Here is a 19,936-nt window from a genome sequence, read left to right on the forward strand (position 1 = left end):
TGGAAACGGTGCCCGAAACCATTGCCGCGATCGGTGAACAGACCCTGCTGGCCGGGTTCCGGCTCGCCGGCGTGAGCGTCTTTGCAGCTTCCACCACCGAGGAAATCCGCCGCGCATGGACGGCACTGCCCGCTCACACGGCAATCGTCATTCTCACGCCCCGATCTGCACACGCGCTGGCGCCCGTCATGGCCGATCCCCGCTCGCCCATGACGGTGGTGCTTCCATGACCGGGCTGGCACCGGAATCCAACGCCGCCTTGGAACCGGTGCGCAAGGAACTCCGCTCCGTGGCCCAGAAACGGGCCGCTGAGCTCCGGGACGACGCCCGCAGGCAATCCAGTGCCTTGGTGGATGCCGCAAGGACGGAGGCCGCCGCGATCCTTTCCGCCGCGGCCAAGGAGGGCGAGGCCACCGCCCGCTCCGAGGCGGCACTGCGCTCGGCGCGGGTCCGCCGCGAAGCACACGAACTGGTCCTGGCGCAGCGCAGTTCCCTCCGGCTGGAACTCCGCCGCCGGGTGCGGGAGGCGGCGGTTGGACTCAGGTCAGACGCCCGCTACGTTGCGCTGGTGACGCGGCTGACGGAACAGTGCCGGGAATTGCTCGGCCCTGATGCTGTCGTGTCCGAAAGCCCTGAGGGCGGCGTCGTCGCCGAGGCCGGCTCCCGCCGTCTCGATCTTTCCCTGCCAGTGCTGGCCGAGATGTCATTGGACTCCGTTCCCGGGGCGCGTGAGCTATGGACCCGATAGCTGCCCGGCGGGACGGCACCGTGGTGCATGTCAGCGGGCCCCTCGTCGAGATCGAGGGCGTGGAAGCGCTGTCAATGCTTGAGTTGATCGCCGTCGGCCCCCGGCGCATCAGCGCAGAAACGGTGGCCATTACCGGGACACGGGCAACACTGCAGGCCTATGAATACACCGGCGGGCTGAAAGCCGGCGATGTTGCCGTTCCTACCGGCCGTGAGCTTTCCGGGCTGATGGGCCCGGGTCTGCTCGGGCAGGTGTTCGACGGCCTGATGCGGCCGTTGTCGTCGGCACCGATGTGGCTGACACCCGAGCGGTCCGGATCCGCGGAAGACCCCGCAGCGCTGTCGCGGGAGTGGACCTTCAAGCCGGAGGCCGTGGCCGGTGCCCGGGTTTCTCCCGGTGATGTCCTCGGCACCGTGCCTGACTCGGGGTCTGTGGAGCACCGGGTGCTGGTGCCGCCGGACGTGTCCGGGGAGCTTAGCTGGCTGGCGCCGGAGAGCAGGGTCCACGTGCTCGACGCGGTAGCTGTCATTGCCGGCCGGGAGGTGGCGCTTTCGGAACGCTGTCCGGTGCGCCGGCCGCGTCCTTTCCGGTCCAGGCAGACCGGCACCGTGCCGCTGCACACTGGTCAGCGGGTACTGGATCTGATGTTTCCGGTGGCGCGCGGGGCGGCCGCGGCTGTTCCGGGCGGATTTGGGACGGGCAAGACGATGATGCTGCAGCAGATCGCAAAGTGGAGCGATGCCGACGTCATCGTCTACGTGGGCTGCGGAGAACGGGGCAATGAAATGGCCGACGTCCTCGACGGGCTCTCACAGCTTGAGGACGGGCGCACCGGGGGCAAATTGATCGACCGCACAGTCATCATCGCCAATACGTCAAACATGCCCATGATGGCGCGTGAGGCAAGCATCTTCACGGGGATCACGGTGGCTGAGTACTACCGCGATATGGGATACGACGTCGTCGTGATCGCGGACTCGACGTCGCGCTGGGCCGAAGCGCTGCGCGAATTCGCCAACCGCAACGGTGACCTTCCTGCCGAGGAGGGCTACCCGGCCAACCTCGCGTCCGAGCTGGCCTCTTTCTACGAGCGGGCCGGCCGTGTGACGACGCTCGGTGGGAAGACGGCGTCCGTAACGGTGATCGGGGCTGTTTCCCCGCCCGGCGGTGACATGACGGAACCAGTCACCACGGACACCCAGCGGTTCATCCGGTCCCTGTGGATGCTGGACCGGGACTTGGCCTATTCCCGGCATTATCCCGCCGTGAGCTGGACCGGCTCTTTTGCCCGCGACGCGGAAGCCCTTGGCATCTGGCATGGGGCCAACGGGCATCCGGGGTGGGCCGCCCGCAGGGCCCGGGCCGCCGACCTGCTGGCCGAGTCGGACCGGTTGGCCGAATTGGCCGAAATCATCGGGACTTCGTCGTTGCCGGGCCACGAACGAATGGTGCTTCTGGGCGGCCGCCTGCTTCGGGACGGCGTGCTGATGCAGAATGCACTGAGCGCCAACGACGGGTTCTGTTCCGCGGAAAAGGGTGCAGCCTTGTTGGACCTGGTGCTCGACGTCGTCGACGCCTGCCAGCGACTTGTGGAAAGGGGCGTGGCCGCCACAACCATCGAGCAAGCAGACCACGGTGCGGTCCTTCGAGCCCGCGAAGAAACGGGGCCCGCGGATGCAGCGGCCGTCAAAGCCCGCAGCGGCGAAGTACTCAGGGCATTAGAGGCCCTGCGATGAACCGCGCGGAAGTCCCGGACTCCGGCGACGCCGGGCCGTTGCCGTTATCCCGAGGCTTCGCCGCGCAGATCTCCCATGGAGACGTTCGGGAGCTCCGCGGGCCACTGCTCATTGCGGGCGGGATAGACGGTGTGGGCTGGGATGAATTTGCCACCATAGATATGGACGGTGGCGAGCGGCGCCATGGCCTCGTCCTTGAAGTGGACCAGGACCTTGCCACATTGCAGGTGCTCGAAAGCACTGACGGTATGTCCCTGGGAGGGACCCGGATCCGCTTTGAGGGACGCCCCCTCCACATCGAGGTGGGAACGCAATGGCTCGGGCGCGTCTGCAATGGACGCGGTGAACCGCTCGACGGCGGCCCGCCGGTTACGGGCACGGAAACCCTTCCTGTCAGCGGTTGGCCGCTAAACCCCGTTTACCGGGAACCGCCGCAGGAACCAGTCTTGACCGGCATTTCGGTCATCGATGGACTGACCACCCTGGTCAGGGGACAAAAACTCCCCATCTTCTCGGTGCCCGGTCTCCCGCACCTGACACTGGCCACCCAGATCGCGGCACAGGCGACCTCGAGCGGCCAGTCATTCCGGGTGGTTTTTGCCGCCATGGGGCTGACCCATGCGGATATCGCATACGTTCGGGACCGTCTTGAAGAACGTTCTGCCGGGGGAGAGTTGGTTCTGCTCCTGAACGCTGCCGACGATCCGGTCATTGAACGGATCCTCACCCCTCGGATCGCCCTGACCATCGCCGAACACCTGGCATACACCGAAGGTCACGACGTTCTCGTGATCATGTCGGATATGACGAGTTACGCCGAAGCGGTCCGTGAGGTGTCCGCGGCACGGCGGGAAATTCCTGCCCGGCGGGGCTACCCCGGATACCTGTACAGCGATCTCGCCACCCTTTACGAGCGTTGCGGGCGGGCCAAGGGCCACGACGGCTCGGTAACTATTGTTCCGGTGCTGACGATGCCAGCGGGCGATATAACCCATCCGGTGCCGGACCTGACCGGTTACATCACGGAGGGGCAGATAGTCCTTGCCCCTGAGATAGCCGCCCGTGGCATCTACCCGCCCGTGGACGTCCTGTCCTCGCTGTCGCGGCTGATGCGCAGCGGTGCCGGCAAGGAGCGGACCCGCGAGGACCACCTCGACGTGGCGGCCCAGGTTCTTGCCGCCATGGCGCGGGCACGGCAGGCCACCGAACTGGCCGAGCTGGTGGGCGCGGCGGCGTTGAGCGAAACCGACCGCAGCTACATCCAGTACCGGACTCTGGTGGAAAACGGTCTCTTTAACCAGGGGCGCGACGAAATCCGGTCCCTGGACGACACTTTGAGCCGGGCCTGGGCTGCGTTGGCGGCGCTGCCGGAACAGGAATTGACCATGGTGCCGACCAGTTTCCTGGAGCGTTACCTTCCCGGCAGGGATGAGCGTCCATGAGCAGCATGGGCCGGGCAGGCAAGGTCCGGGTCGAGCGCCGGCTGATGATCGCGCGTCACGGCGCACGGCTGTTGGACCGAAAGCAGCACATTTTGGCGGATGAGCTGGAACGGCTTCAGCTTCGTGCGGAACTGGCCCGCACAGAGTGGGATGAGCTGGCCAGAGAAGCCGCGCTCTGGCTGCGTCGCTCAGCCGCACTGGACGGGAGCGCACGGATCGAGGCGGCCGCACCGCTGGAGCCGGCAGGAGTCCAATTGCGGTGGGGCAGCACGATGGGCGTGGCCTATCCCGAGGATCCGGAGTGTCAACTCCCGGCGGGGCCCGTCACGGGTGGAAGCTCGGCACTGTCCTACACGGCTGCGGTTCATCGCAGCGTGCTGGAAGCCGGGGTTCGGTTAGCCGCCGTCCAACGGGCGGAGAGTCTGTTGACCGCGGAGCTGGCTGCGACCCGGACCCGGCAGCGGGCCGTTGAGAACCGCTGGATTCCCAAACTCGAAAATGAACTGTTGGATATCCGCCGGCAGCTTGACGCGCAGGAACTCGAAGAGAGCCTCCGCCTGCGCTGGGCCGCTGACCGGAACGTAGCGGCCGCAGGTGGGCCGGCGCGGGACGCCAAGAGGAAGGAGGGTGCATGAGCGAGGTGATACTGGTGGCGGTGAACGACTCCCGAGCGGCTTTCCGGGCAGCCGAAGTGGCCGTCGATTATGCCCGCCGGCTCGGCGCGAGCCTGAGGGTGGTGACGGTCATGGACCCCGGGGCGCTGGACAAGCATCCCGGCAGCATCGACCCGGCCGCCCTGGCCAGGCATGCCGATCTGGCCGCCGAAGCGGCAGTCAGCCATGTTGCCGCGCTGGCAGCGGCGGCAGGAGTGAGCATGTCCGTCAGCCGGCGCTCCGGACGGGTCGCCGCCGAAATCCTGGCCGAGGCTCGTGAAGTCAACGCGGCCCTGATAGTCGTGGCCCTTGTGGATCGTCCCGGCAGCGCAACGCCTTACATCGGAAGCCACACCCTGCGGGTCCTGGAGTTCTCGGGCGTGCCCGTGATGGTGGTACCCCTGCGTGGGACGCCGTGACTGCGGGGGCGCCATGGGGACGGTACCAATGCCTCTGAATGGCGGGGCACGCGAAGCCTAGGATGCCAGTGAAGGCTAGTGAAAGGAAAGACAAATGACCGGCACCGGTTCGTTCATGATTGTGGTTGGTTTTGACGGTTCCGAACATTCTCAGGCCGCACTGAAATGGGCCGTGGACGAGGCCCGCCATCGCGACGGGCAGCTCCGCCTGATCACAGCCTGGAAGAAGCCGCCGATGGCGTGGTATCCGGCCGTGCTGGAAACTGCGGTTGGTGAAATAGTCGCGGAAGAGTCGCCTGAACAAATTGCTGGGACGCTACAGGCTGACGCGTTGGAGTCGGTTGCAAATGAGGGCGTGGCAGCCAGCGGCCAGGTAGTTAACAGCGACTCACCGGCTTCATCAATACTTGAGGCGGCCAAGGACGCGGATCTTGTGGTGGTCGGTTCCCGGGGTCATGGGGGATTTCCCGGGTTGCACCTCGGCTCGGTCTCCACACAGGTGATCAACCACGCACCATGTCCTGTCCTGGTGGTCCGCTCCAGGGCGTAGTTGCCGGCCCCGAGGCGAATAGGGGCATTCGCGGTCACGGGCTCGGAGCGACGGCTCTTCAGCTGTGACCCCACCGGGGATGAGGTCGTAAATGCTGGCTGTTGCCGACCGCGCCCCGGGGTTCCTGCCCTATGTGGACGCTTTGGGATACGGTCCTAAGTCCCTGTTGGGGTTGTTGTCCGCCCGGCTAGTGTGTCGTGAGGTACATGGCGGCACATAATTCGAGCCGGTGTGCCATTGGCCACCACCACATCAGCAACCAGGACCGGGGGGATAGGCATGCCTGGAGATCGAGATGCGCCCGCCGGGTCCGGCGGCGGCGCGTTGACCGTGCAAATTGGCCGCCCCTCCAGGTCAAAGCTCCGGGACTCCGGAGGAACCGCCTTTTGTCGCGGGCGCCGATAACCATGACGGCCTCAACGATGACGGTCCAAGCATGATGACTCAACCATTGATGACTCAGTGAAAATGCACGGCGAGGGGACCCGATGAAGTCAAACGAACTGTTGCTGGACGCCTTCGGCCGAATTCGTGACACCGTGGCCGAAACACTCAACGGGGTCGAGGACGAAACCCTGTTCCGCCGGCCAGCGGGCAACGGAAATTCGATAGCCTGGCTGATCTGGCACCTCAGCCGCGTGGAAGACGTGCAGGTGGCCTCCGCCGCCGGCATCGATCAGGTGTGGACCTCGCAGGGGTTTGCCGGCCGGTTCGGCCTGCCGCTGCCCGAACGCGACACCGGGTACGGCCATTCGACCCATCAGGTGGACGCGGTGCAGGCACCGCCGGAACTGTTGGGGGAATACTACGACGCCGTTCACGGCCAGACCGCGAGGTTTCTCCAAACCCTCGGCGACGAGGACTTCGACCGCATCGTCGACACCCGCTGGGACCCGCCCGTGACCCTCGGTGTGCGGCTGGTCAGCACTATTGCCGATTGCCTCCAGCACGTGGGACAGGCCGCCTATGCAAAAGGCTTGAATCCCGCCCACATGCGCGTTTAGAGCCGGACGCCCGGCCAAGGTTTGCCCTGGCGGAGGCTGGCATTAAGGCCCTTCAGGATAGCCCTTCGTCGGGTTAGGCTGGCCGTCCTCAGCGTGCCAAGCGGCCAAGCAGCGCCGCTGAGATGCTGATCATGGCGGTCGCGGCAACCAGTAGCACGGTGAAATCGAGGAGCAGGTTGGCGGGCGTGCCAATGAGCAGCCCGCGCAATGCGTCGACCTCAGAGCCGAGCGGATTGGCCTGGTTGAGCGCCTGCAACCAGCCGGGCATGAGGCTGACCGGGTACAGCGCATTCGATGCGAAGAACAAGGGCATGGTGATCGCCTGCCCGATTCCCATGACGCGTTCCCGGCTCAACACGAGCCCCGCTACCGTGATGGACAGGCAACAGAAGAAGGCCGATCCGAGGACCACAAAGCCTGCGGTAGCGAGCAGCTTGAGCGGGTCCGCGGTGAGGGCCACGCCCAGCAAAGCAGCGAGCACCAGCACCACGACGGCCTGGACCAGCGCACGCATCCCGGACGCGAACGCTTTGCCTGCCACCAGGGCCGCCCTGGGGGTAGGGGTGACAAGCAGCTTGGCAAGGATCCCGGCGTCGCGGTCCCAGATGATCTGGATGCCGTAGAAAATGGCAACGAACAGGGCGGACTGGGCCAAAATGCCCGGCGCCAGATAGTCGAGATAGGGCACGCTGCCGGTCGGGATGGCCCGGAGGCGGGTGAACGTCTCGCCGAAAATCAGCAGCCAGAGCGCCGGCTGGATGGCGCGGATGAGGAGTTCGGTGGTGTCGTGCCTCATCTTCTGCAGCTCCACAACGCACATGGTGACAACCCGCGATCCGAGGAGGGACGCCAGCTGCACGAACGAGGCGGGTCCGGCCCTGCGTGTGACCCGGGTGCGTGGCTGCCGCCGCTCGGCGCGGGTTTCAGCGCTGGGTCTTGCCATGGGGGGTTTCCTCCGGCGGGGCGCTGCCGAGCGCGGCCCCCGTGGACGCCAGGAAGACATCGTCCAGGGTTGCCTCGGGTCCCAGCCCCTTCTTGAGTTCCGCGGGTGTTCCGAGACCGTGGATCCGGCCGCCGTGCATCATGGCGATCCGGTCGCAGTGCTGATCGGCCTCGTCCATGTAGTGGGTGGTCACCAGCACCGTCATGCCGGTGCTGGCGCGCACCTCCCGGATGCGGGCCCATACCGCGGCACGTCCAATCGGATCCAGGCCAATGGTGGGCTCATCCAGCACCAGGAGCCGGGGTGCGCTGACCAGGGCCTGAGCCAGCTCGAGGCGGCGGACCATCCCTCCGGAAAGGGCCTTCGCCCGCCTGTCGGCCACGTCGGACAGGCCGACGGCCGCCAAGGCGGAGCCCACCACTCGGCGTCGTTCCTGGCGTGGCACATCGAACAGCCGCGCAAACAGGTTGACGTTTTCCCGCGCCGTAAGGTCGGCGTCCGCCGAGGGCTGCTGCGGCACGTAACCGATCAGGCGCCGCACTTCGAGCTTGTGCCGGGCCACATCGACGCCGAAGACCTCGATCGAGCCGATCTTTGTGTTCAACAGAGTGGTGATCATCCGGATGACCGTGGTTTTTCCGGCTCCGTTGGGCCCGAGCAGCCCGAAGATGGTTCCGGCGTCCACGTCCAGGTCCACCCCGTCGACGGCCGCGGTTTCGCCAAAATTGTAATGGATGCCTCTGCACCGGACCGCGGGAACGGCTTCCACAGTGACCCACCCTCTCCAGAGCACGTTGCCGGGGGCCGCGCCCGGTTGTCCGGCCCGTGGCCGCTGCCGGGGGCGGATTCCTTCTCCCCGGCCTCGACCGTCATCGCCGTCGGCGCGGTTCGGCGTTCCTGCGTACCCCTTCAGTGAAGCCCATGCTCGGGCAGGGCAACAGGGAACAAAGCCCTGCCCCGCCAGGGGGCAACTCGACGCCGACGATGCGGAGAGAAACAATGAACGCATGAGTGATCCGGCTGATTTCATTGACCTCGCCCTGCAGCGTGAGGCGTCCTGGATCCGCGCGGAGCAGTCGCGGGACCGGCTGGGAAGCGGGCTGCGGTATTACGGATCTTCGGTGGGAGCCGTGCGCGGGACCGTGAGGGACGCCCTGCGCCGCCATCAGGGCCTGACACACGATGAAGTTACCGCGCTCAGCTCTGAGCTGTGGGCAGTCCCCGTTTTCGAACGTCGCCTTGCGGCGATCGTTCTGCTGCAGTCAAACGTTCGGCTGCTGAGGAATTCGGACCTCACCCGCCTGGAGGGCTTTGTGAGGGAGGCCCGCCTCCGGGAGCTGGTGGATCCGCTCGCCGTGGACGTGGTTGGACCGTTAATCGCGGGACTCGATCTGGTGCGCCGGGTCCGCGCGGACAGTGTGCTGGACCGCTGGGCGCGGGAGCCGGATCCCTGGCTCCGCCGGGCCGCGCTCCTTTCGCCGCTCCAGGAACTGCGGGCCGGGACGGGGGACTGGGACCGTTTCGTCCGCCACGCGAGGATGTCGCTTGCCTCTCCGCGGCGGGGCTCCGAAGCGGCCGACAGCGTTCCGGACGGCGCCACCGCCGCCCGCGAGGCGATCGACGTCATCCTCGATGCCGTGGCGAAAAGCAGACCCGAGCTGCGCTTCAGCGCAGCCGGGGCCTGACGGCAGCGCAGCCGAACCCGCCGCAGCACACCGCGCCGGAACTCCCGGTGTTCAGCCGCCCGTGGGCGCCGGCTGGCTGAACGACTTCGCGGCCCGGGAGCCCGCCGCCGCGCTTGCGGCGATGGTGACCAGCGCGCCCAGCAGGATTGCCGCATCCTCGCCGGGCAACAGCACATGGAGCTGAGTGCCGATGCTTGCCGCCGCCACGGGCACTCCCAATTGGGCGGCAGAGAGGACCCCGAGCGGCACGGGGAGCCCAAAGACCCTGAGGGCGGCGTGCAGAAGCAGTGTTGCCGCCCCTAAGGCCAGGCCCAGCAGGATCATCTCCGGATGCCCGGCGAGGTCCTTCAGGTTCAGCGTGGCGCCCAGCCACACAAAAAAGACCGGCCCCAGGAAGCCGTCGCTCACGGCGAAGAGCTGGCGGGCAAGCCGCCTTGGCTCGCCCACAGCGGCCACCACCAGGCCAAAGGAAAAGCCGGCCAGCATCACGGACACGTGGCTCAGGTTCGCCACCCCTGCCAGGGCAAAGAGCAGGGCCAGCTGGATCCTGAGCTCCAAGGCAAACTTGCGGTTTTCCGAGAGCCGGTGCATGCGGCCGCGGACGCCGCTGCGCTCCAGCGACCGCAATGCGAAGAAGAGAACCGCGGCGCACGCCGCCACTGCGAGCGCCCCCAGCGCGGCGATCCCGGCATGGGGCGGGTCCACCACGAGGGGCAGGGCAACGATGCAGGCGATATCGGCGATCGCCACCTGCGCTGTCATGGCCACCACCGGAGGGCCGACCAGGTGCAGGGAATCGACAATGGGAAGAACCAGTGCCGCCGATGAGGATGCCAGCAGCACCACATACAGGGGAGCGTGGCCCGTGCCGAAGGCCAGTCCCACAAGCAGCCCAAGGACGGCTGCGCCGATTGCCGCCGCCGCGGCCTGCCGCGATCCGCGGCCGAGGGCGGAGCGGATCTGCTCGTCCCGCACCGGGACGTGGGTCCCGGCCACGAACATCATCAGGGCAAACCCGATGTTCGCCAGCAGGCTGAACGTGGGATCGCCCGGGTCCACCAGCGCGAGCCCTGTCCGCCCGATGACGATGCCGGCCAGCAACTCGCCCAGCACCACCGGCAGGCGCCAGCGCACGGGCAGTGCCAGCACCGGTCCGGCCAGGGCGACGACGGCGATCAGCGCCAGCGACAGGAAGCTCACCGCGGGCCGCGCTCAGGCTCGTCAGGGGCCACAAGCGGACTCACCTGGGGCATTGCACTTATCCGCCCGAACGCCGCTCGACCACCGCGTAGGCTTTGTCATCGAGGTACTCCCAGTCGGTAACCACCATAAAACCCAGGGCGCTGACCCGGTCATTGAGCATGTGGTCGTCAAAGCCCCCGTCCCGGGGTTCGGCATCCCAGGTAAGGACGTGGACTCTGCCGCCTTCCAGGATTAACAGCTCGGTATTGATGTCAAAGTCCTTCTGGGGCTGAGTGCTCAACTGGCAGATGGCGACACAGGGGCTGTTCATCGGGGACCTCCGCTTCACGGATCACTAATGCCCTCATCCTATGCGGACTCCTCTCCGTGACGTCCTGTACAGGCGCCGGGAATGGTGTTAGTTTCCGAGCATCTTCACTGTGCGCCCTGCCCGCTGCGGACGACGGCGCACAGCTTTTGGGAGGGTGCGACGGTGGACGAGAATCTGGCAGGCAGGGCCGTGTCCCTCTGGATCGCAACGGCCGGTGCCACCGGCTACCCGCCCCTGACGGCCGACGTCGAGGTTGACGTCGCGGTGATCGGGGCCGGGATCGCCGGGCTCACCACCGCCCTGGCCCTCAAACGCGCGGGGCAGCGCGTCGCGGTGCTGGAGGCAGCACGGGTGGGGACCGGCGTCACCGGTCACACCACCGGCAAGGTCACCTCGCTTCACCGCCTGGTTTACACCGAACTCACCCGCAGCCACGGCGCCGGGACCGCCCGCGTTTACGGCGAGGCCAACCAGGCCGCCGTCGCGCATGTTGCCCGTGTCGTCGCGGAAGAGGAGATCGAGTGCGACTTCGGCCGCGTGGCCAACTACACCTACGCCGAAACGGACACCACGCTGCCCCTCGTCCGCGAAGAAGCAGAACTTGCCGCGAGGCTCGGGCTGCCTGCGGCCTTCACCACGGAGGTGCCGCTGCCGTTCGGCGTCAAAGGCGCCGTGCGGTTTGATGGCCAGGCTCAGCTCCACGCGGTGAAATACCTGCAGGGCCTCGCACGGGCGGTGCACGGCGGCGGGAGCGCCGTGTTCGAGGAATCGTTCGCGCAGGCCTTCCACGACGGGTCCCCGGCCGTGGTTGACACCGGGATGGGCTCCGTCCGGGCGCGCGAGGTCGTGGTGGCCACCAACACTCCGTTCGGTGACCAGGGCGCGTTTGGGGCACGCTGCTATCCGCACCGCTCGTACCTCGTTGCCAGCCGCACGGAGGGCCAGGGGCCGGATGGCACTTTCATCAGCGTTGACGAGCCCATGCGCTCCATCCTGAGTATCGACGTTGATGGCTGGCACTATGTCCTGGTCGGCGGCGAAGGCCACCGCGTACCGGCTGCAGGCGACACGACCGAGCGGTACAGGCGCCTGGCGGCTTTTTCCCGAGACCGGTTGGGCACCGGCGACGTGGCTTTCCGCTGGTCCACGCAGGACGCCATGCCGGTCGACGGACTGCCGTATGTTGGCAGGATGTCCGCGGATGTATCGCACATCTTCGTGATCACGGGGTTGCGCAAATGGGGCCTCACCAACGGCACAGCAGCGGCGCTGATGCTTACCGACATCCTGTCCGGGCGCCGGAACGAATGGGCATCGGCATTCGACAGCACCAGGCCGGCCCCGCGCTCCGCCCCGATGGAATCCCGGGAAGGGGCTTCCGGTGCAGAAGCTGCGGGTGGTCCCAAACCCGGTGAAGGGACCGTGGTGGACATTGCGGGGGAAAAGACCGCGGTGTACGTCGACCCCGCCGGAGGGGTCCACGCCCTTTCGGCCGTCTGCACACACCTGGGCTGCACGGTGGAGTTCAACGCCGCGGACCTCACCTGGGACTGTCCCTGCCACGGCTCGCGGTTCGCCGTCGACGGCGCCGTCATCCAAGGTCCCGCCACGCGGAACCTTGCCCCCCGCACTGAGGCTGGCCTCCATAACCCGCCGGCTTAACAAGCCGGGGACGGCGGGCCGTATCAAACCCGCCGTCCCCGGCCCCTACCGCCGAACGTTTACTGTTCAGTCGGCTTGTCGCTCAGTTAGCCGTACGTGATGACCACACCGCGGCTCGCCTGCCATGTGACCACGCCGCCTTGGTAGTTCTGGGCCATGCCGCCCGCCACGGCGTACTCGTTGCTGGTGGGGTAACCGAGCCGGCCGTTTTCCCAGCCCTGCGCCGCCCACGCAGCGTCAATGGCGCCCTTGGTGATGTGCGCTCCGGAGGCGGCCGACCAGTGAACCTGGCCGCCTTGGAACCCTTGGTAGGCGCCCGCGCTCTTGAGTCCGCCGATCTCATCGGTGGTCGGGTAGCCGAGCGAGCCGTTTTCCCAGCCCTGTGCCGCCCACGTGGCGTCGATGGCCCCCTTGGTAAAGTGCGCCCCGGAACCGGAGGACCAGTGGATCTGGCCGCCTTCGAACGACTGGTACACGCCGCCGCCCCTCAACCCGGCCACTTCATCGGACGTCGGATAGCCAAGTGGACCGTTTTCCCAGTTCAGGGCGGCCCAGGCCGCGGCGTTCGCGCCCTTGGTGATGTGCGCCCCCGTGGCCGGGGACCAGTGGATCTTTCCATATTGGAAGGCCTGGTACGCCCCGCCATTCTTCAGTCCGGTGACTTCATTGGAAATCGGATTGCCCAGCGACCCGGCTGCCGAACCCTGCGCCGTCCAGGCCGCGCCGATCGCGCCGGTGGTGGCGTAGCCGCCCGACGGTGACGGCGAGGGGGACGGAGACGGTGACGGCGAGGGGGACGGAGACGGAGACGGGTTGGGAACGGGTGCGACGGACTGGCCCAGGGCCTGGGCCACCGTCTGGACCGAGGTTGTCCCATTTGCAGTCCGCGCCGCCAGCCACGTGATGAAACTATCGAAAAGCGTGGGGCTGATGGTCAGCGTCGGGTCCGTTCCCACTGCGATGTGATGGAACGTCAGCTGGAGCCATCCGCCGGTTGTCTCGGCGTTGGTGACCAGGTCCTGCAGATTCTTGAGGGTCCAGGTGCTGTCCACCTCGTCCGGGGCCTTGGTGACCAGCGGTTCCTGTGGCGGAAGCGTTTCGGCGACGGGGCAGGTGGGGCAGCTCGCCGGCGAACGGATATCGCCCAGACCGCGGCCACTGGCGTATCCGCAGTCTTTAACGGCTGTCTGGGCGGTTGCGTTGACCGCGGCGAACGGATAGGCGAAGTCCGTTACATGGAAGCCCCAGCCCTCAAGGGTGGTCTTGCCGTTGCAGACTTCCGAGGTTGCGGCCGCGGCGGTGAGCGTGGTCAAATCCGGGTGGGTGACTGTATGGCCACCGATCTCGTTGCCGTCCGTGGCCAGTGTGTGCAGATTCGCCTGGGTGAGATACCCGGACGTCCCGATCCAGCTGGTGGTGATGAAGAAGGTGCCCACCAGCCCGTGCGCCTTCAGGACCTGCGCCGCCTGGAGCTGATTGGCGTTTCCGTCGTCAAAGGTCAGGCTCACGATCGTCTTGTTCGCCGCTTGCGCGGGAACCACTGCACCAAAAAGCGATGCCGCCGCCAGCAGCAGCGCGCTCACTACGGCGCTCAGCCGCAGGTTGGGCCTTCCACGCCCATCGGGACCTCGAGGTGCGGTTGGACCTTGCTGAACATTGCTGGGCTTGTTCAACGAGCGCATGAGGGGACCTCCAAGAGTGCTGCACTCCGCCGACTGTATGCACGTAGAATACGCCGGAACCCCGAGGGGCAAAACACTCGTATTTGACAAAACCAAAATCCAAGTATAAGTACTCGCCTCAGGGCGAGGGCCCCGGCATTGCGGGAGTGCTGGGCTAGCTCCGGCCCTGCTGACGGACGAAGAGTTCCAGCCGCCGGTCCGGAATGAGCCAGATCAGTGCCACCAGGGCGTACGCGGCCATCCCGAAGCCCGGATTGAGCCCGGCCAGGACCAGGCCCAGGACGTAAAGCAGGGGCGAGAGCTTACCCTTCCAGTCACGGCCCACTGCCTGGGCCAGGGGCCCGTCGGCACCCTGCTCGCGGATGATGGCGGACCTTAGGACAAAATAGGCGATTGCCGCGAGCAGGAGATTCACGCCATAGGTCAGCACCGGAATCTCCACGAAGCCGGTATCGCCCATCCAGCGGGTGGTGAAGGGAACCAGCGACAGCCAGAACAGGAGGTGGAGATTCGCCCACAGGATGCCGCCATTGACGTGCCCGGCCAGGTGGAGCATGTGGTGGTGGTTGTTCCAGTAAATTCCCACGAAAACGAAGCTGAGCAGGTAGCTCAAAACTGTTGGCAGCACGTCGACCAGCGCGTGCCAGGTGGGTTCGGCCGGTGTGTGGAGCTCAATGACCATGACCGTGATGATGATGGCCAGGACTCCGTCACTGAATGCCTCGAGCCGGTTCTTGTTCATCTGGTTCCTAGCCTCGACGGATGCGAATGCCTCCAGAGTAAACCGGCCGCCGCCCACAGCGAACGTCATCCGATTCCCTGTCTCTGGCACTGTTCCCACCGCCGCCCCGGACTCGTAGTCTGGTTCTGGGAGGTGATTTCCATGAAGGCAGCACAAGGAGACCGCATCACCATCAGGGGAAAGACGGTCGAATCCTCAGACAGGCACGGCGAGATCATTGAGGTTCGGGGGGCGGACGGTGCGCCGCCCTACCAGGTGCGGTTCGATGACGGACACGAGACCATCGTTTTTCCCGGCGGTGATTTTGTGGTGGACCCGGTCCGCAAAACGACCTGACGGCCCCGTCCCGGTCCCGGCCCGCAGCATTTCACGGCTGAGCATGTCAGCGTGCTTATTGTTACGATCCGGGACCGTTTTTTGTGGCGTTCGCGAATTTGATGGGGCTTCGGTCATAGGTTGGAACCGACGACGGCGATCGGGTGGGTGTCGCCGGCCACGAGAGGACCAACTCATGTCAGATCTTGAACGCGTTTCGTCACTGCTGCTGAGCCGGCGAGGACTGCTTGCCCTTGGGCTGGGAACGTTGGGGGCCGGGGCCCTTGCAGGGTGTGGGGGGACACCGTCCCTGCCGACTCCGTCCGGGTCCGGCACGTCCAGCGGGGCGGCGGGCGGATCGGTCATCGATCTGGCCGCCTACGATGCTGTCCTGGCAAAGGGTGCGGTGGCCGCGGACTCCCTGGTGCAGGCGAGCGCCTGGGCGAAGGCCATCAAGGCCAAGGGCCAGCTGGTGCGTGGCGGCACCGACACGTCGACGCTGTTCTCGCTGCGGGACCCGGCCACCGGCAAAGTCGCCGGTTTCGACGCCGGACTGTCACAGCTGCTGGCCAAATACATCATTGGGGAGCCCAAGGAGAACCTCTCCCAGGTCACCGTGGACACGCGCGAGACGCTGCTGCAGAACAACTCGGTGGACGTCATCTTTGCCACGTACTCCATCACAGCCAAGCGTGCCGAGAAAGTCGATTTCGGCGGCCCCTACTACGAGTCAAAATCGGCCATCCTGGTCAAGGCGGACAACACCTCCATCAAGTCCGTGGCGGACCTCGCTGGCAAAACGGTGGCAACCCAAAGCGCCTCCACCGGCGTCACGCTCCTCAAGGAGGTGGCCCCGCAGGCCAATGTCCAGACCTTTGACGACAACCCCAAGTGCCTGGCGGCGGTTCAGCAGGGCCGGGTGGAGGCCTACGTGATCGATCAGTCCATCCTTTTGTCCGATGCAGCCAAGAACAAGGACGTGAAGATCGTCGGCGAGACGTTTGGCAACAGCGACAAATACGGCATCGGGTTGCACAAGGGCACGGACGCGCTGGCCTTCGTCAACGCGTGGCTGAAAATCGTTGAGTCCGACGGCTCCTGGGACGCACTCTGGAAAGCCACGGTAGGCCAGGTGCTCAAGACCGACCCGCCGAAGCCGCCCGCCATCGGCGCCTGAGGCCGCGCCTGTGGACCAGCTGTTCACCACCTACCTGGATGATCTGCTGGCCGGCCTCTGGATGACGGTGCGCCTGACTGCCGTCTCCTTCCTCGGCTCGCTGGTGGTCGGCACGGCAATCGCGGCCTGCAGGGTCAGCCCCATCGTGCCCCTGCGCGCGCTCGGGCGGCTGTACGTGGAGCTCTTCGTCAACATTCCGCTGATCAGCCTGCTGGTGGTGGTGACCTTCGGCCTCCCGGACATCGGCGTCACCTTCGACCTGTTCACCTGCGCGGCCATTTCCATGATTCTGCTGGGCGGTGCGTTCACGTGTGAGGCAATCAGGACCGGCGTCAATGCCGTGTCCGTGGGCCAGGTTGAGGCCGCACGTTCCATTGGCCTGGATTTCTTCGGGGTGCTCCGGTACGTGCTCTTTCCCCAAGCCTTCCGCAGCGTCATCCAGCCGGTGGTGAACGTGTTCATCGGCATCCTGCTCAGTTCCTCCCTGGCTGGCGTCATCGGCGTGAAGGACCTAACGCTGCAAGTTTCTGAGATCAATAACGAAGCGGCGCTGGGGTTGACCACGTATCTGCTGGCCGCGGTCGCCTATGTGGTCATTTCGCTGCTCGCCGGCGGCTTGGGAGCCCGGCTGGAACAACGGCTGCGGGTTCAGCGGTGAGGGGCTTGCCATGAGCACGCAGGACAGCCTCTTCGACGCGGCCGGCCCGAGAGCCCGGCGCCGGATCCGCATCATCACGGTGCTGAGCCTCGTCGGCATCGCTGCCCTCGCCGCGGTGGTGCTGCTGCGCTTCGGCCAGGCCGGCCAGCTCGCCGCCGACCGCTGGGCTGAATTCACGCAAGGGCCTTACCTGCTCTTCCTGCTTGCCGGGCTCGGCAATACGGTGGTGGCGGCGGCTGTGTCCGCGGTCTTTGCGCTGCCGCTGGGACTTGTCCTTGCCCTTGGCAGGCTGTCGGTACGCACACCACTTCGGCGCCTTTCGACGGGATGGATCGAATTCTTCCGTTCGGTGCCGCTGCTCCTGGTGGTCTACATCTTTGTCAGTGGACTTCCCCAGTACGGGATCAACCCGGATATCTTCTGGAAGCTGGTCATCCCCATCACACTGTGCAGTTCGGCGGTTATGGCGGAGATCTTCCGGGCAGGCATCAAAGCCCTTCCCTCAGGCCAAAGTGAGGCCGGGCTCAGCCTGGGCCTGTCGCAAGGGCAGCTCCTGCGCAGCATCGTCTTGCCACAGGCCATCAGGATTGTGGTGCCGTCCATGGTGGCCCAGCTGGTGGTGCTCCTCAAGGACACCACCCTGGGCTACGCCGTCAGCTATCCCGAACTGATGAAAACCTCCAACAATCTCACGGCGTACACCAACCACCTGATCCAGACGTACCTGATCATCGCGGCGGTGTACGTGGTCACGAACGTCCTGATTTCACACCTGGCCCGGTACCTGGAACGCCGGATGTCCGGCCGGGCCGCCCGTATGGGGCAGGAAACCTTGGAAGTGGGCATCGGGTAGGCGACGTCGGCCATCACGGCGCCGCCCCAATGGAGCACCGCCCGGCTATAGGAGCCCGGAACGATTAGTCGTATTCTGGGATGACTTTACTGTGCTCTCCATTGAGGAGCCGAGATGTCAATGCCGACAGACCCTTCGGATGCACCGACCCGCGGTCCGGCCAGAACCGGGCCCTATGTGATCAGCGGGATTCTGCTTGTTCTGGGAATTGCCTTCCCACTCATTGTGCCGATCTATGCCAGCGACGCTCCCCGGCTGGCCGGGATGCCCTTCTTCTATTGGTTCCAGATGTTGTTGGTGCCAATCGAGGCGGCAATGATCGGACTGTGCTACCGGGTGCTGACGGTGGAGGACAGGCGCCGCCGCGAGGTGCTGAAGACAAACGGGGACGGCGCGGCAGCGGTTGACGATGGCGGTGGGCGGTTATGAGCACAGGATTTAGCTCCAGTACGGCGTCGTCGCTGGTCCTGGCCGCGGACGCGCCACGGGCGATCGACGGCGTGGCGCTCGCCGTCGTCGTTTTCCTCTTCATCCTGGTGGGTGTGCTGGGCTTTTACGCCGCCCGATGGCGCGGGGGCGGCAAGGCAGGGCTGCACACGCTGGATGAATGGGGCCTGGGCGGCCGGAAATTCGGCTCATGGGTTACCTGGTTCCTGCTCGGCGGAGACCTGTATACGGCCTACACATTTGTGGCAGTGCCGGCGGCGATGTGGGCCACCGGCGCCGTGAGCGGATTCTTCGCGGTCCCTTACACGGTGGTGCTGTACCCCATCGTTTTCCTGCTGATGAGCCGGTTGTGGTCTGTTTCGCACCGGCACGGCTTCGTCACCACGGCTGACTTCGTGGGCGGGCGCTACGGCAGCAAACCGCTGTCCATCGCGATCGCGCTCACCGGCATCGTGGCCACAATGCCCTACATCGCGCTGCAACTGGTGGGCATCAAATCGGTCCTGACCGTCCTCGGCGTCGGCAGCGCGGAGAACGTCCTGCTCAGCGACCTGCCGTTGATCGTCGCCTTCGTGGTCCTCGCCGCCTACACCTACACCTCCGGGCTGCGGGCTCCGGCCATGATCGCGGTGGTCAAGGATGTGCTGATTTATCTGGCCGTCATCGTGGCAATCGTCTACCTGCCGGCAAAATTCGGCGGCTGGGGCCCGATTTTCGATGCCGCCCAGACCAAGCTGACAGCGGTCAGCCCGGCCACCGGCAAGCCCGTCGGTTCGGTCATCCCGGGCGCGGCCAGCTACTCCGCCTACTGGACGCTGGCGTTGGGCTCGGCCCTGGCCCTGTTCATGTACCCGCACTCCGTCACCGGCGTCCTGGCCACGAAGAGCCGGAACACCATCCGAAAGAACGCCGCGCTGCTGCCGCTGTACTCCCTGGTTCTGGGCTTCCTGGCTCTGCTGGGGTACGTGGCAATCGCGGCAGGGACCAAGCCCACGGAACTGGACGGCAAGACCATCAATCCCCAGCTCGTGGTGCCGCAGCTGTTCCTGGACAACTTCCCGTCCTGGTTCGCCGGGATCGCCCTGGGAGCAATCGCCGTCGGCGCCCTGGTTCCTGCTGCCATCATGTCCATCGCCGCAGCGAACCTGTTCACACGGAACATTTACCGGGACATCTTCCGGCCCGACGTGACCCCCAGGACCGAGGCGAAAGTGTCAAAGATCGTGTCGCTGGTGGTGAAGTTCGGCGCCCTGATCTTTGTTATCGCGATGGACCAATCGGCAGCGATCAATCTGCAGCTCCTGGGCGGGATCTGGATCCTGCAGACCTTTCCATCCATCGTGGCCGGGCTCTACACACGCTGGTTCCACCGTTGGGCCCTCCTCGCAGGCTGGGCTGCCGGGATTATCTACGGCACCGTGGCCGCCTACAACGTGGTCAACCCAGTGACGAAACAGCATTTTGGCGGCTCCATCGCGGCCATTCCGGGCACGGACGTCCAGGTGTACATCGCCGTGGTCGCCTTCGGACTGAACCTTGTCGTGGCAGCGGTGCTGAGCGTTGTCTTCCGGGCCCTTAAGCTCGCGGACGGCACCGACATCACCCGCCCCTCCGACTACGGCGCCGACGAACATGACCCGAAAGTCATCAAAATGGCGCCCCAGCTACCCCCGGCGCCCATTGCCTGAAATTACCTGGCCGACGTCG

General features: G+C 65.9%; 22 protein-coding genes. 16 read left to right on the forward strand and 6 right to left on the reverse strand.

The window, feature by feature from the left end:
* Positions 1-8: 8 nt before the first annotated feature.
* The 8 genes from ACP4XC_RS10255 (at position 9) to ACP4XC_RS10290 (ending at position 6,552) form a co-directional block, all read left to right on the forward strand.
* Positions 9-230 carry a V-type ATP synthase subunit F gene (locus ACP4XC_RS10255; protein ID WP_427174860.1) on the forward strand — a complete coding sequence of 74 codons (222 nt, stop codon included), beginning with the start codon at positions 9-11 and terminating at the stop codon, positions 228-230.
* On the forward strand, positions 227-748 hold the full coding sequence (locus ACP4XC_RS10260; protein WP_427174861.1) for a hypothetical protein: 522 nt from the start codon (positions 227-229) through the stop codon (positions 746-748). Before ACP4XC_RS10255 ends, ACP4XC_RS10260 begins: the two co-directional genes overlap by 4 nt.
* A complete protein-coding gene (locus ACP4XC_RS10265) occupies positions 736-2,484 on the forward strand; it encodes a V-type ATP synthase subunit A (protein WP_427174862.1) in 1,749 nt (582 codons plus the stop codon). Before ACP4XC_RS10260 ends, ACP4XC_RS10265 begins: the two co-directional genes overlap by 13 nt.
* Positions 2,481-3,926, forward strand: a complete 1,446-nt coding sequence (locus ACP4XC_RS10270; RefSeq protein ID WP_427174863.1) for a V-type ATP synthase subunit B — start codon at positions 2,481-2,483, stop codon at positions 3,924-3,926. The genes ACP4XC_RS10265 and ACP4XC_RS10270 overlap by 4 nt, the downstream gene beginning before the upstream one ends.
* Positions 3,923-4,561, forward strand: coding sequence for a V-type ATP synthase subunit D (locus tag ACP4XC_RS10275; RefSeq protein WP_427174865.1), 639 nt, complete (start codon positions 3,923-3,925; stop codon positions 4,559-4,561). Before ACP4XC_RS10270 ends, ACP4XC_RS10275 begins: the two co-directional genes overlap by 4 nt.
* The gene (locus ACP4XC_RS10280) at positions 4,558-4,998 is read left to right on the forward strand and encodes a universal stress protein (RefSeq protein WP_427174867.1); all 441 of its coding nucleotides are present in this window, start codon (positions 4,558-4,560) and stop codon (positions 4,996-4,998) included. The genes ACP4XC_RS10275 and ACP4XC_RS10280 overlap by 4 nt, the downstream gene beginning before the upstream one ends.
* A gap of 94 nt (positions 4,999-5,092) precedes the next feature.
* Complete coding sequence (locus ACP4XC_RS10285; RefSeq protein WP_427174868.1) at positions 5,093-5,548, forward strand: universal stress protein; 456 nt, start codon at positions 5,093-5,095, stop codon at positions 5,546-5,548.
* A gap of 488 nt (positions 5,549-6,036) precedes the next feature.
* The gene (locus ACP4XC_RS10290) at positions 6,037-6,552 is read left to right on the forward strand and encodes a mycothiol transferase (RefSeq protein ID WP_427174869.1); all 516 of its coding nucleotides are present in this window, start codon (positions 6,037-6,039) and stop codon (positions 6,550-6,552) included.
* 88 nt (positions 6,553-6,640) lie between these two features.
* On the opposite strand, the gene ACP4XC_RS10295 is transcribed toward ACP4XC_RS10290, so the two are convergent.
* Together ACP4XC_RS10295 and ACP4XC_RS10300 are read right to left on the reverse strand one after the other, a co-directional pair.
* The gene (locus ACP4XC_RS10295; protein WP_427174870.1) at positions 6,641-7,495 is read right to left on the reverse strand and encodes an ABC transporter permease; all 855 of its coding nucleotides are present in this window, start codon (positions 7,493-7,495) and stop codon (positions 6,641-6,643) included.
* The gene (locus ACP4XC_RS10300; protein ID WP_427174871.1) at positions 7,476-8,264 is read right to left on the reverse strand and encodes an ABC transporter ATP-binding protein; all 789 of its coding nucleotides are present in this window, start codon (positions 8,262-8,264) and stop codon (positions 7,476-7,478) included. Before ACP4XC_RS10300 ends, ACP4XC_RS10295 begins: the two co-directional genes overlap by 20 nt.
* A 238-nt stretch (positions 8,265-8,502) precedes the next feature.
* On the opposite strand from ACP4XC_RS10300, the gene ACP4XC_RS10305 reads away from it, so the two are divergent.
* Positions 8,503-9,180: a DNA alkylation repair protein gene (locus ACP4XC_RS10305; protein WP_427174872.1), complete on the forward strand. Its 678-nt coding sequence runs from the start codon at positions 8,503-8,505 to the stop codon at positions 9,178-9,180.
* Between the two features lie 51 nt (positions 9,181-9,231).
* Here ACP4XC_RS10305 and ACP4XC_RS10310 read toward each other — a convergent pair whose 3' ends face one another.
* The gene (locus ACP4XC_RS10310) at positions 9,232-10,380 is read right to left on the reverse strand and encodes a cation:proton antiporter (protein ID WP_427174873.1); all 1,149 of its coding nucleotides are present in this window, start codon (positions 10,378-10,380) and stop codon (positions 9,232-9,234) included.
* 58 nt (positions 10,381-10,438) lie between these two features.
* Positions 10,439-10,693, reverse strand: coding sequence for a hypothetical protein (locus tag ACP4XC_RS10315; RefSeq protein WP_427174874.1), 255 nt, complete (start codon positions 10,691-10,693; stop codon positions 10,439-10,441).
* 162 nt (positions 10,694-10,855) lie between these two features.
* On the opposite strand from ACP4XC_RS10315, the gene ACP4XC_RS10320 reads away from it, so the two are divergent.
* Entirely contained in the window at positions 10,856-12,355 is a 1,500-nt protein-coding gene (locus ACP4XC_RS10320; RefSeq protein WP_427174875.1) for an FAD-dependent oxidoreductase, read from the forward strand.
* Positions 12,356-12,441: 86 nt separating this feature from the next.
* Here the strand turns inward: ACP4XC_RS10320 and ACP4XC_RS10325 are convergent, their stop codons facing one another.
* Entirely contained in the window at positions 12,442-13,938 is a 1,497-nt protein-coding gene (locus ACP4XC_RS10325) for a polysaccharide deacetylase family protein (protein WP_427174876.1), read from the reverse strand.
* A 253-nt stretch (positions 13,939-14,191) separates the two neighbouring features.
* Positions 14,192-14,848 carry a TMEM175 family protein gene (locus tag ACP4XC_RS10330; RefSeq protein ID WP_427174877.1) on the reverse strand — a complete coding sequence of 219 codons (657 nt, stop codon included), beginning with the start codon at positions 14,846-14,848 and terminating at the stop codon, positions 14,192-14,194.
* Positions 14,849-14,920: 72 nt separating this feature from the next.
* Here ACP4XC_RS10330 and ACP4XC_RS10335 point away from each other — a divergent pair, with 72 nt between their 5' ends.
* The 6 genes from ACP4XC_RS10335 to mctP all read left to right on the forward strand — a co-directional run bounded on the left by ACP4XC_RS10335 (position 14,921) and on the right by mctP (position 19,917).
* Positions 14,921-15,115 (forward strand): DUF1918 domain-containing protein, encoded by a 195-nt coding sequence (locus ACP4XC_RS10335; protein WP_427174878.1) that lies wholly within the window; start codon positions 14,921-14,923, stop codon positions 15,113-15,115.
* Between the two features lie 175 nt (positions 15,116-15,290).
* A complete protein-coding gene (locus ACP4XC_RS10340) occupies positions 15,291-16,271 on the forward strand; it encodes a glutamate ABC transporter substrate-binding protein (protein ID WP_427174879.1) in 981 nt (326 codons plus the stop codon).
* A gap of 10 nt (positions 16,272-16,281) precedes the next feature.
* Positions 16,282-16,929 (forward strand): amino acid ABC transporter permease, encoded by a 648-nt coding sequence (locus tag ACP4XC_RS10345; RefSeq protein ID WP_427174880.1) that lies wholly within the window; start codon positions 16,282-16,284, stop codon positions 16,927-16,929.
* A gap of 10 nt (positions 16,930-16,939) precedes the next feature.
* Positions 16,940-17,782, forward strand: a complete 843-nt coding sequence (locus ACP4XC_RS10350; RefSeq protein WP_427174881.1) for an amino acid ABC transporter permease — start codon at positions 16,940-16,942, stop codon at positions 17,780-17,782.
* A gap of 114 nt (positions 17,783-17,896) precedes the next feature.
* Entirely contained in the window at positions 17,897-18,211 is a 315-nt protein-coding gene (locus ACP4XC_RS10355; RefSeq protein ID WP_427174882.1) for a DUF3311 domain-containing protein, read from the forward strand.
* Positions 18,208-19,917, forward strand: a complete 1,710-nt coding sequence (gene mctP / locus ACP4XC_RS10360; RefSeq protein WP_427174883.1) for a monocarboxylate uptake permease MctP — start codon at positions 18,208-18,210, stop codon at positions 19,915-19,917. Before ACP4XC_RS10355 ends, mctP begins: the two co-directional genes overlap by 4 nt.
* Positions 19,918-19,936: the final 19 nt, after the last annotated feature.

It is taken from the genome of Arthrobacter sp. 92 (assembly GCF_050260325.1).
In the GTDB taxonomy this organism is placed as follows: domain Bacteria; phylum Actinomycetota; class Actinomycetes; order Actinomycetales; family Micrococcaceae; genus Arthrobacter.

What these genes read in the sequence shown, in the direction of transcription:
- ACP4XC_RS10355 (WP_427174882.1), top strand. Translation starts at nt 17,897, where the DNA reads ATGTCAATGCCGACAGACCCTTCGGATGCACCGACCCGCGGTCCGGCC.
- ACP4XC_RS10335 (WP_427174878.1), top strand. Translation starts at nt 14,921, where the DNA reads ATGAAGGCAGCACAAGGAGACCGCATCACCATCAGGGGAAAGACGGTC.
- ACP4XC_RS10305 (WP_427174872.1), top strand. Translation starts at nt 8,503, where the DNA reads ATGAGTGATCCGGCTGATTTCATTGACCTCGCCCTGCAGCGTGAGGCG.
- ACP4XC_RS10275 (WP_427174865.1), top strand. Translation starts at nt 3,923, where the DNA reads ATGAGCAGCATGGGCCGGGCAGGCAAGGTCCGGGTCGAGCGCCGGCTG.
- ACP4XC_RS10340 (WP_427174879.1), top strand. Translation starts at nt 15,291, where the DNA reads ATGTCAGATCTTGAACGCGTTTCGTCACTGCTGCTGAGCCGGCGAGGA.
- ACP4XC_RS10270 (WP_427174863.1), top strand. Translation starts at nt 2,481, where the DNA reads ATGAACCGCGCGGAAGTCCCGGACTCCGGCGACGCCGGGCCGTTGCCG.
- ACP4XC_RS10265 (WP_427174862.1), top strand. Translation starts at nt 736, where the DNA reads ATGGACCCGATAGCTGCCCGGCGGGACGGCACCGTGGTGCATGTCAGC.
- ACP4XC_RS10350 (WP_427174881.1), top strand. Translation starts at nt 16,940, where the DNA reads ATGAGCACGCAGGACAGCCTCTTCGACGCGGCCGGCCCGAGAGCCCGG.
- ACP4XC_RS10260 (WP_427174861.1), top strand. Translation starts at nt 227, where the DNA reads ATGACCGGGCTGGCACCGGAATCCAACGCCGCCTTGGAACCGGTGCGC.
- ACP4XC_RS10290 (WP_427174869.1), top strand. Translation starts at nt 6,037, where the DNA reads ATGAAGTCAAACGAACTGTTGCTGGACGCCTTCGGCCGAATTCGTGAC.
- mctP (WP_427174883.1), top strand. Translation starts at nt 18,208, where the DNA reads ATGAGCACAGGATTTAGCTCCAGTACGGCGTCGTCGCTGGTCCTGGCC.
- ACP4XC_RS10330 (WP_427174877.1), bottom strand. Translation starts at nt 14,848, where the DNA reads ATGACGTTCGCTGTGGGCGGCGGCCGGTTTACTCTGGAGGCATTCGCA.
- ACP4XC_RS10295 (WP_427174870.1), bottom strand. Translation starts at nt 7,495, where the DNA reads ATGGCAAGACCCAGCGCTGAAACCCGCGCCGAGCGGCGGCAGCCACGC.
- ACP4XC_RS10280 (WP_427174867.1), top strand. Translation starts at nt 4,558, where the DNA reads ATGAGCGAGGTGATACTGGTGGCGGTGAACGACTCCCGAGCGGCTTTC.
- ACP4XC_RS10285 (WP_427174868.1), top strand. Translation starts at nt 5,093, where the DNA reads ATGACCGGCACCGGTTCGTTCATGATTGTGGTTGGTTTTGACGGTTCC.
- ACP4XC_RS10315 (WP_427174874.1), bottom strand. Translation starts at nt 10,693, where the DNA reads ATGAACAGCCCCTGTGTCGCCATCTGCCAGTTGAGCACTCAGCCCCAG.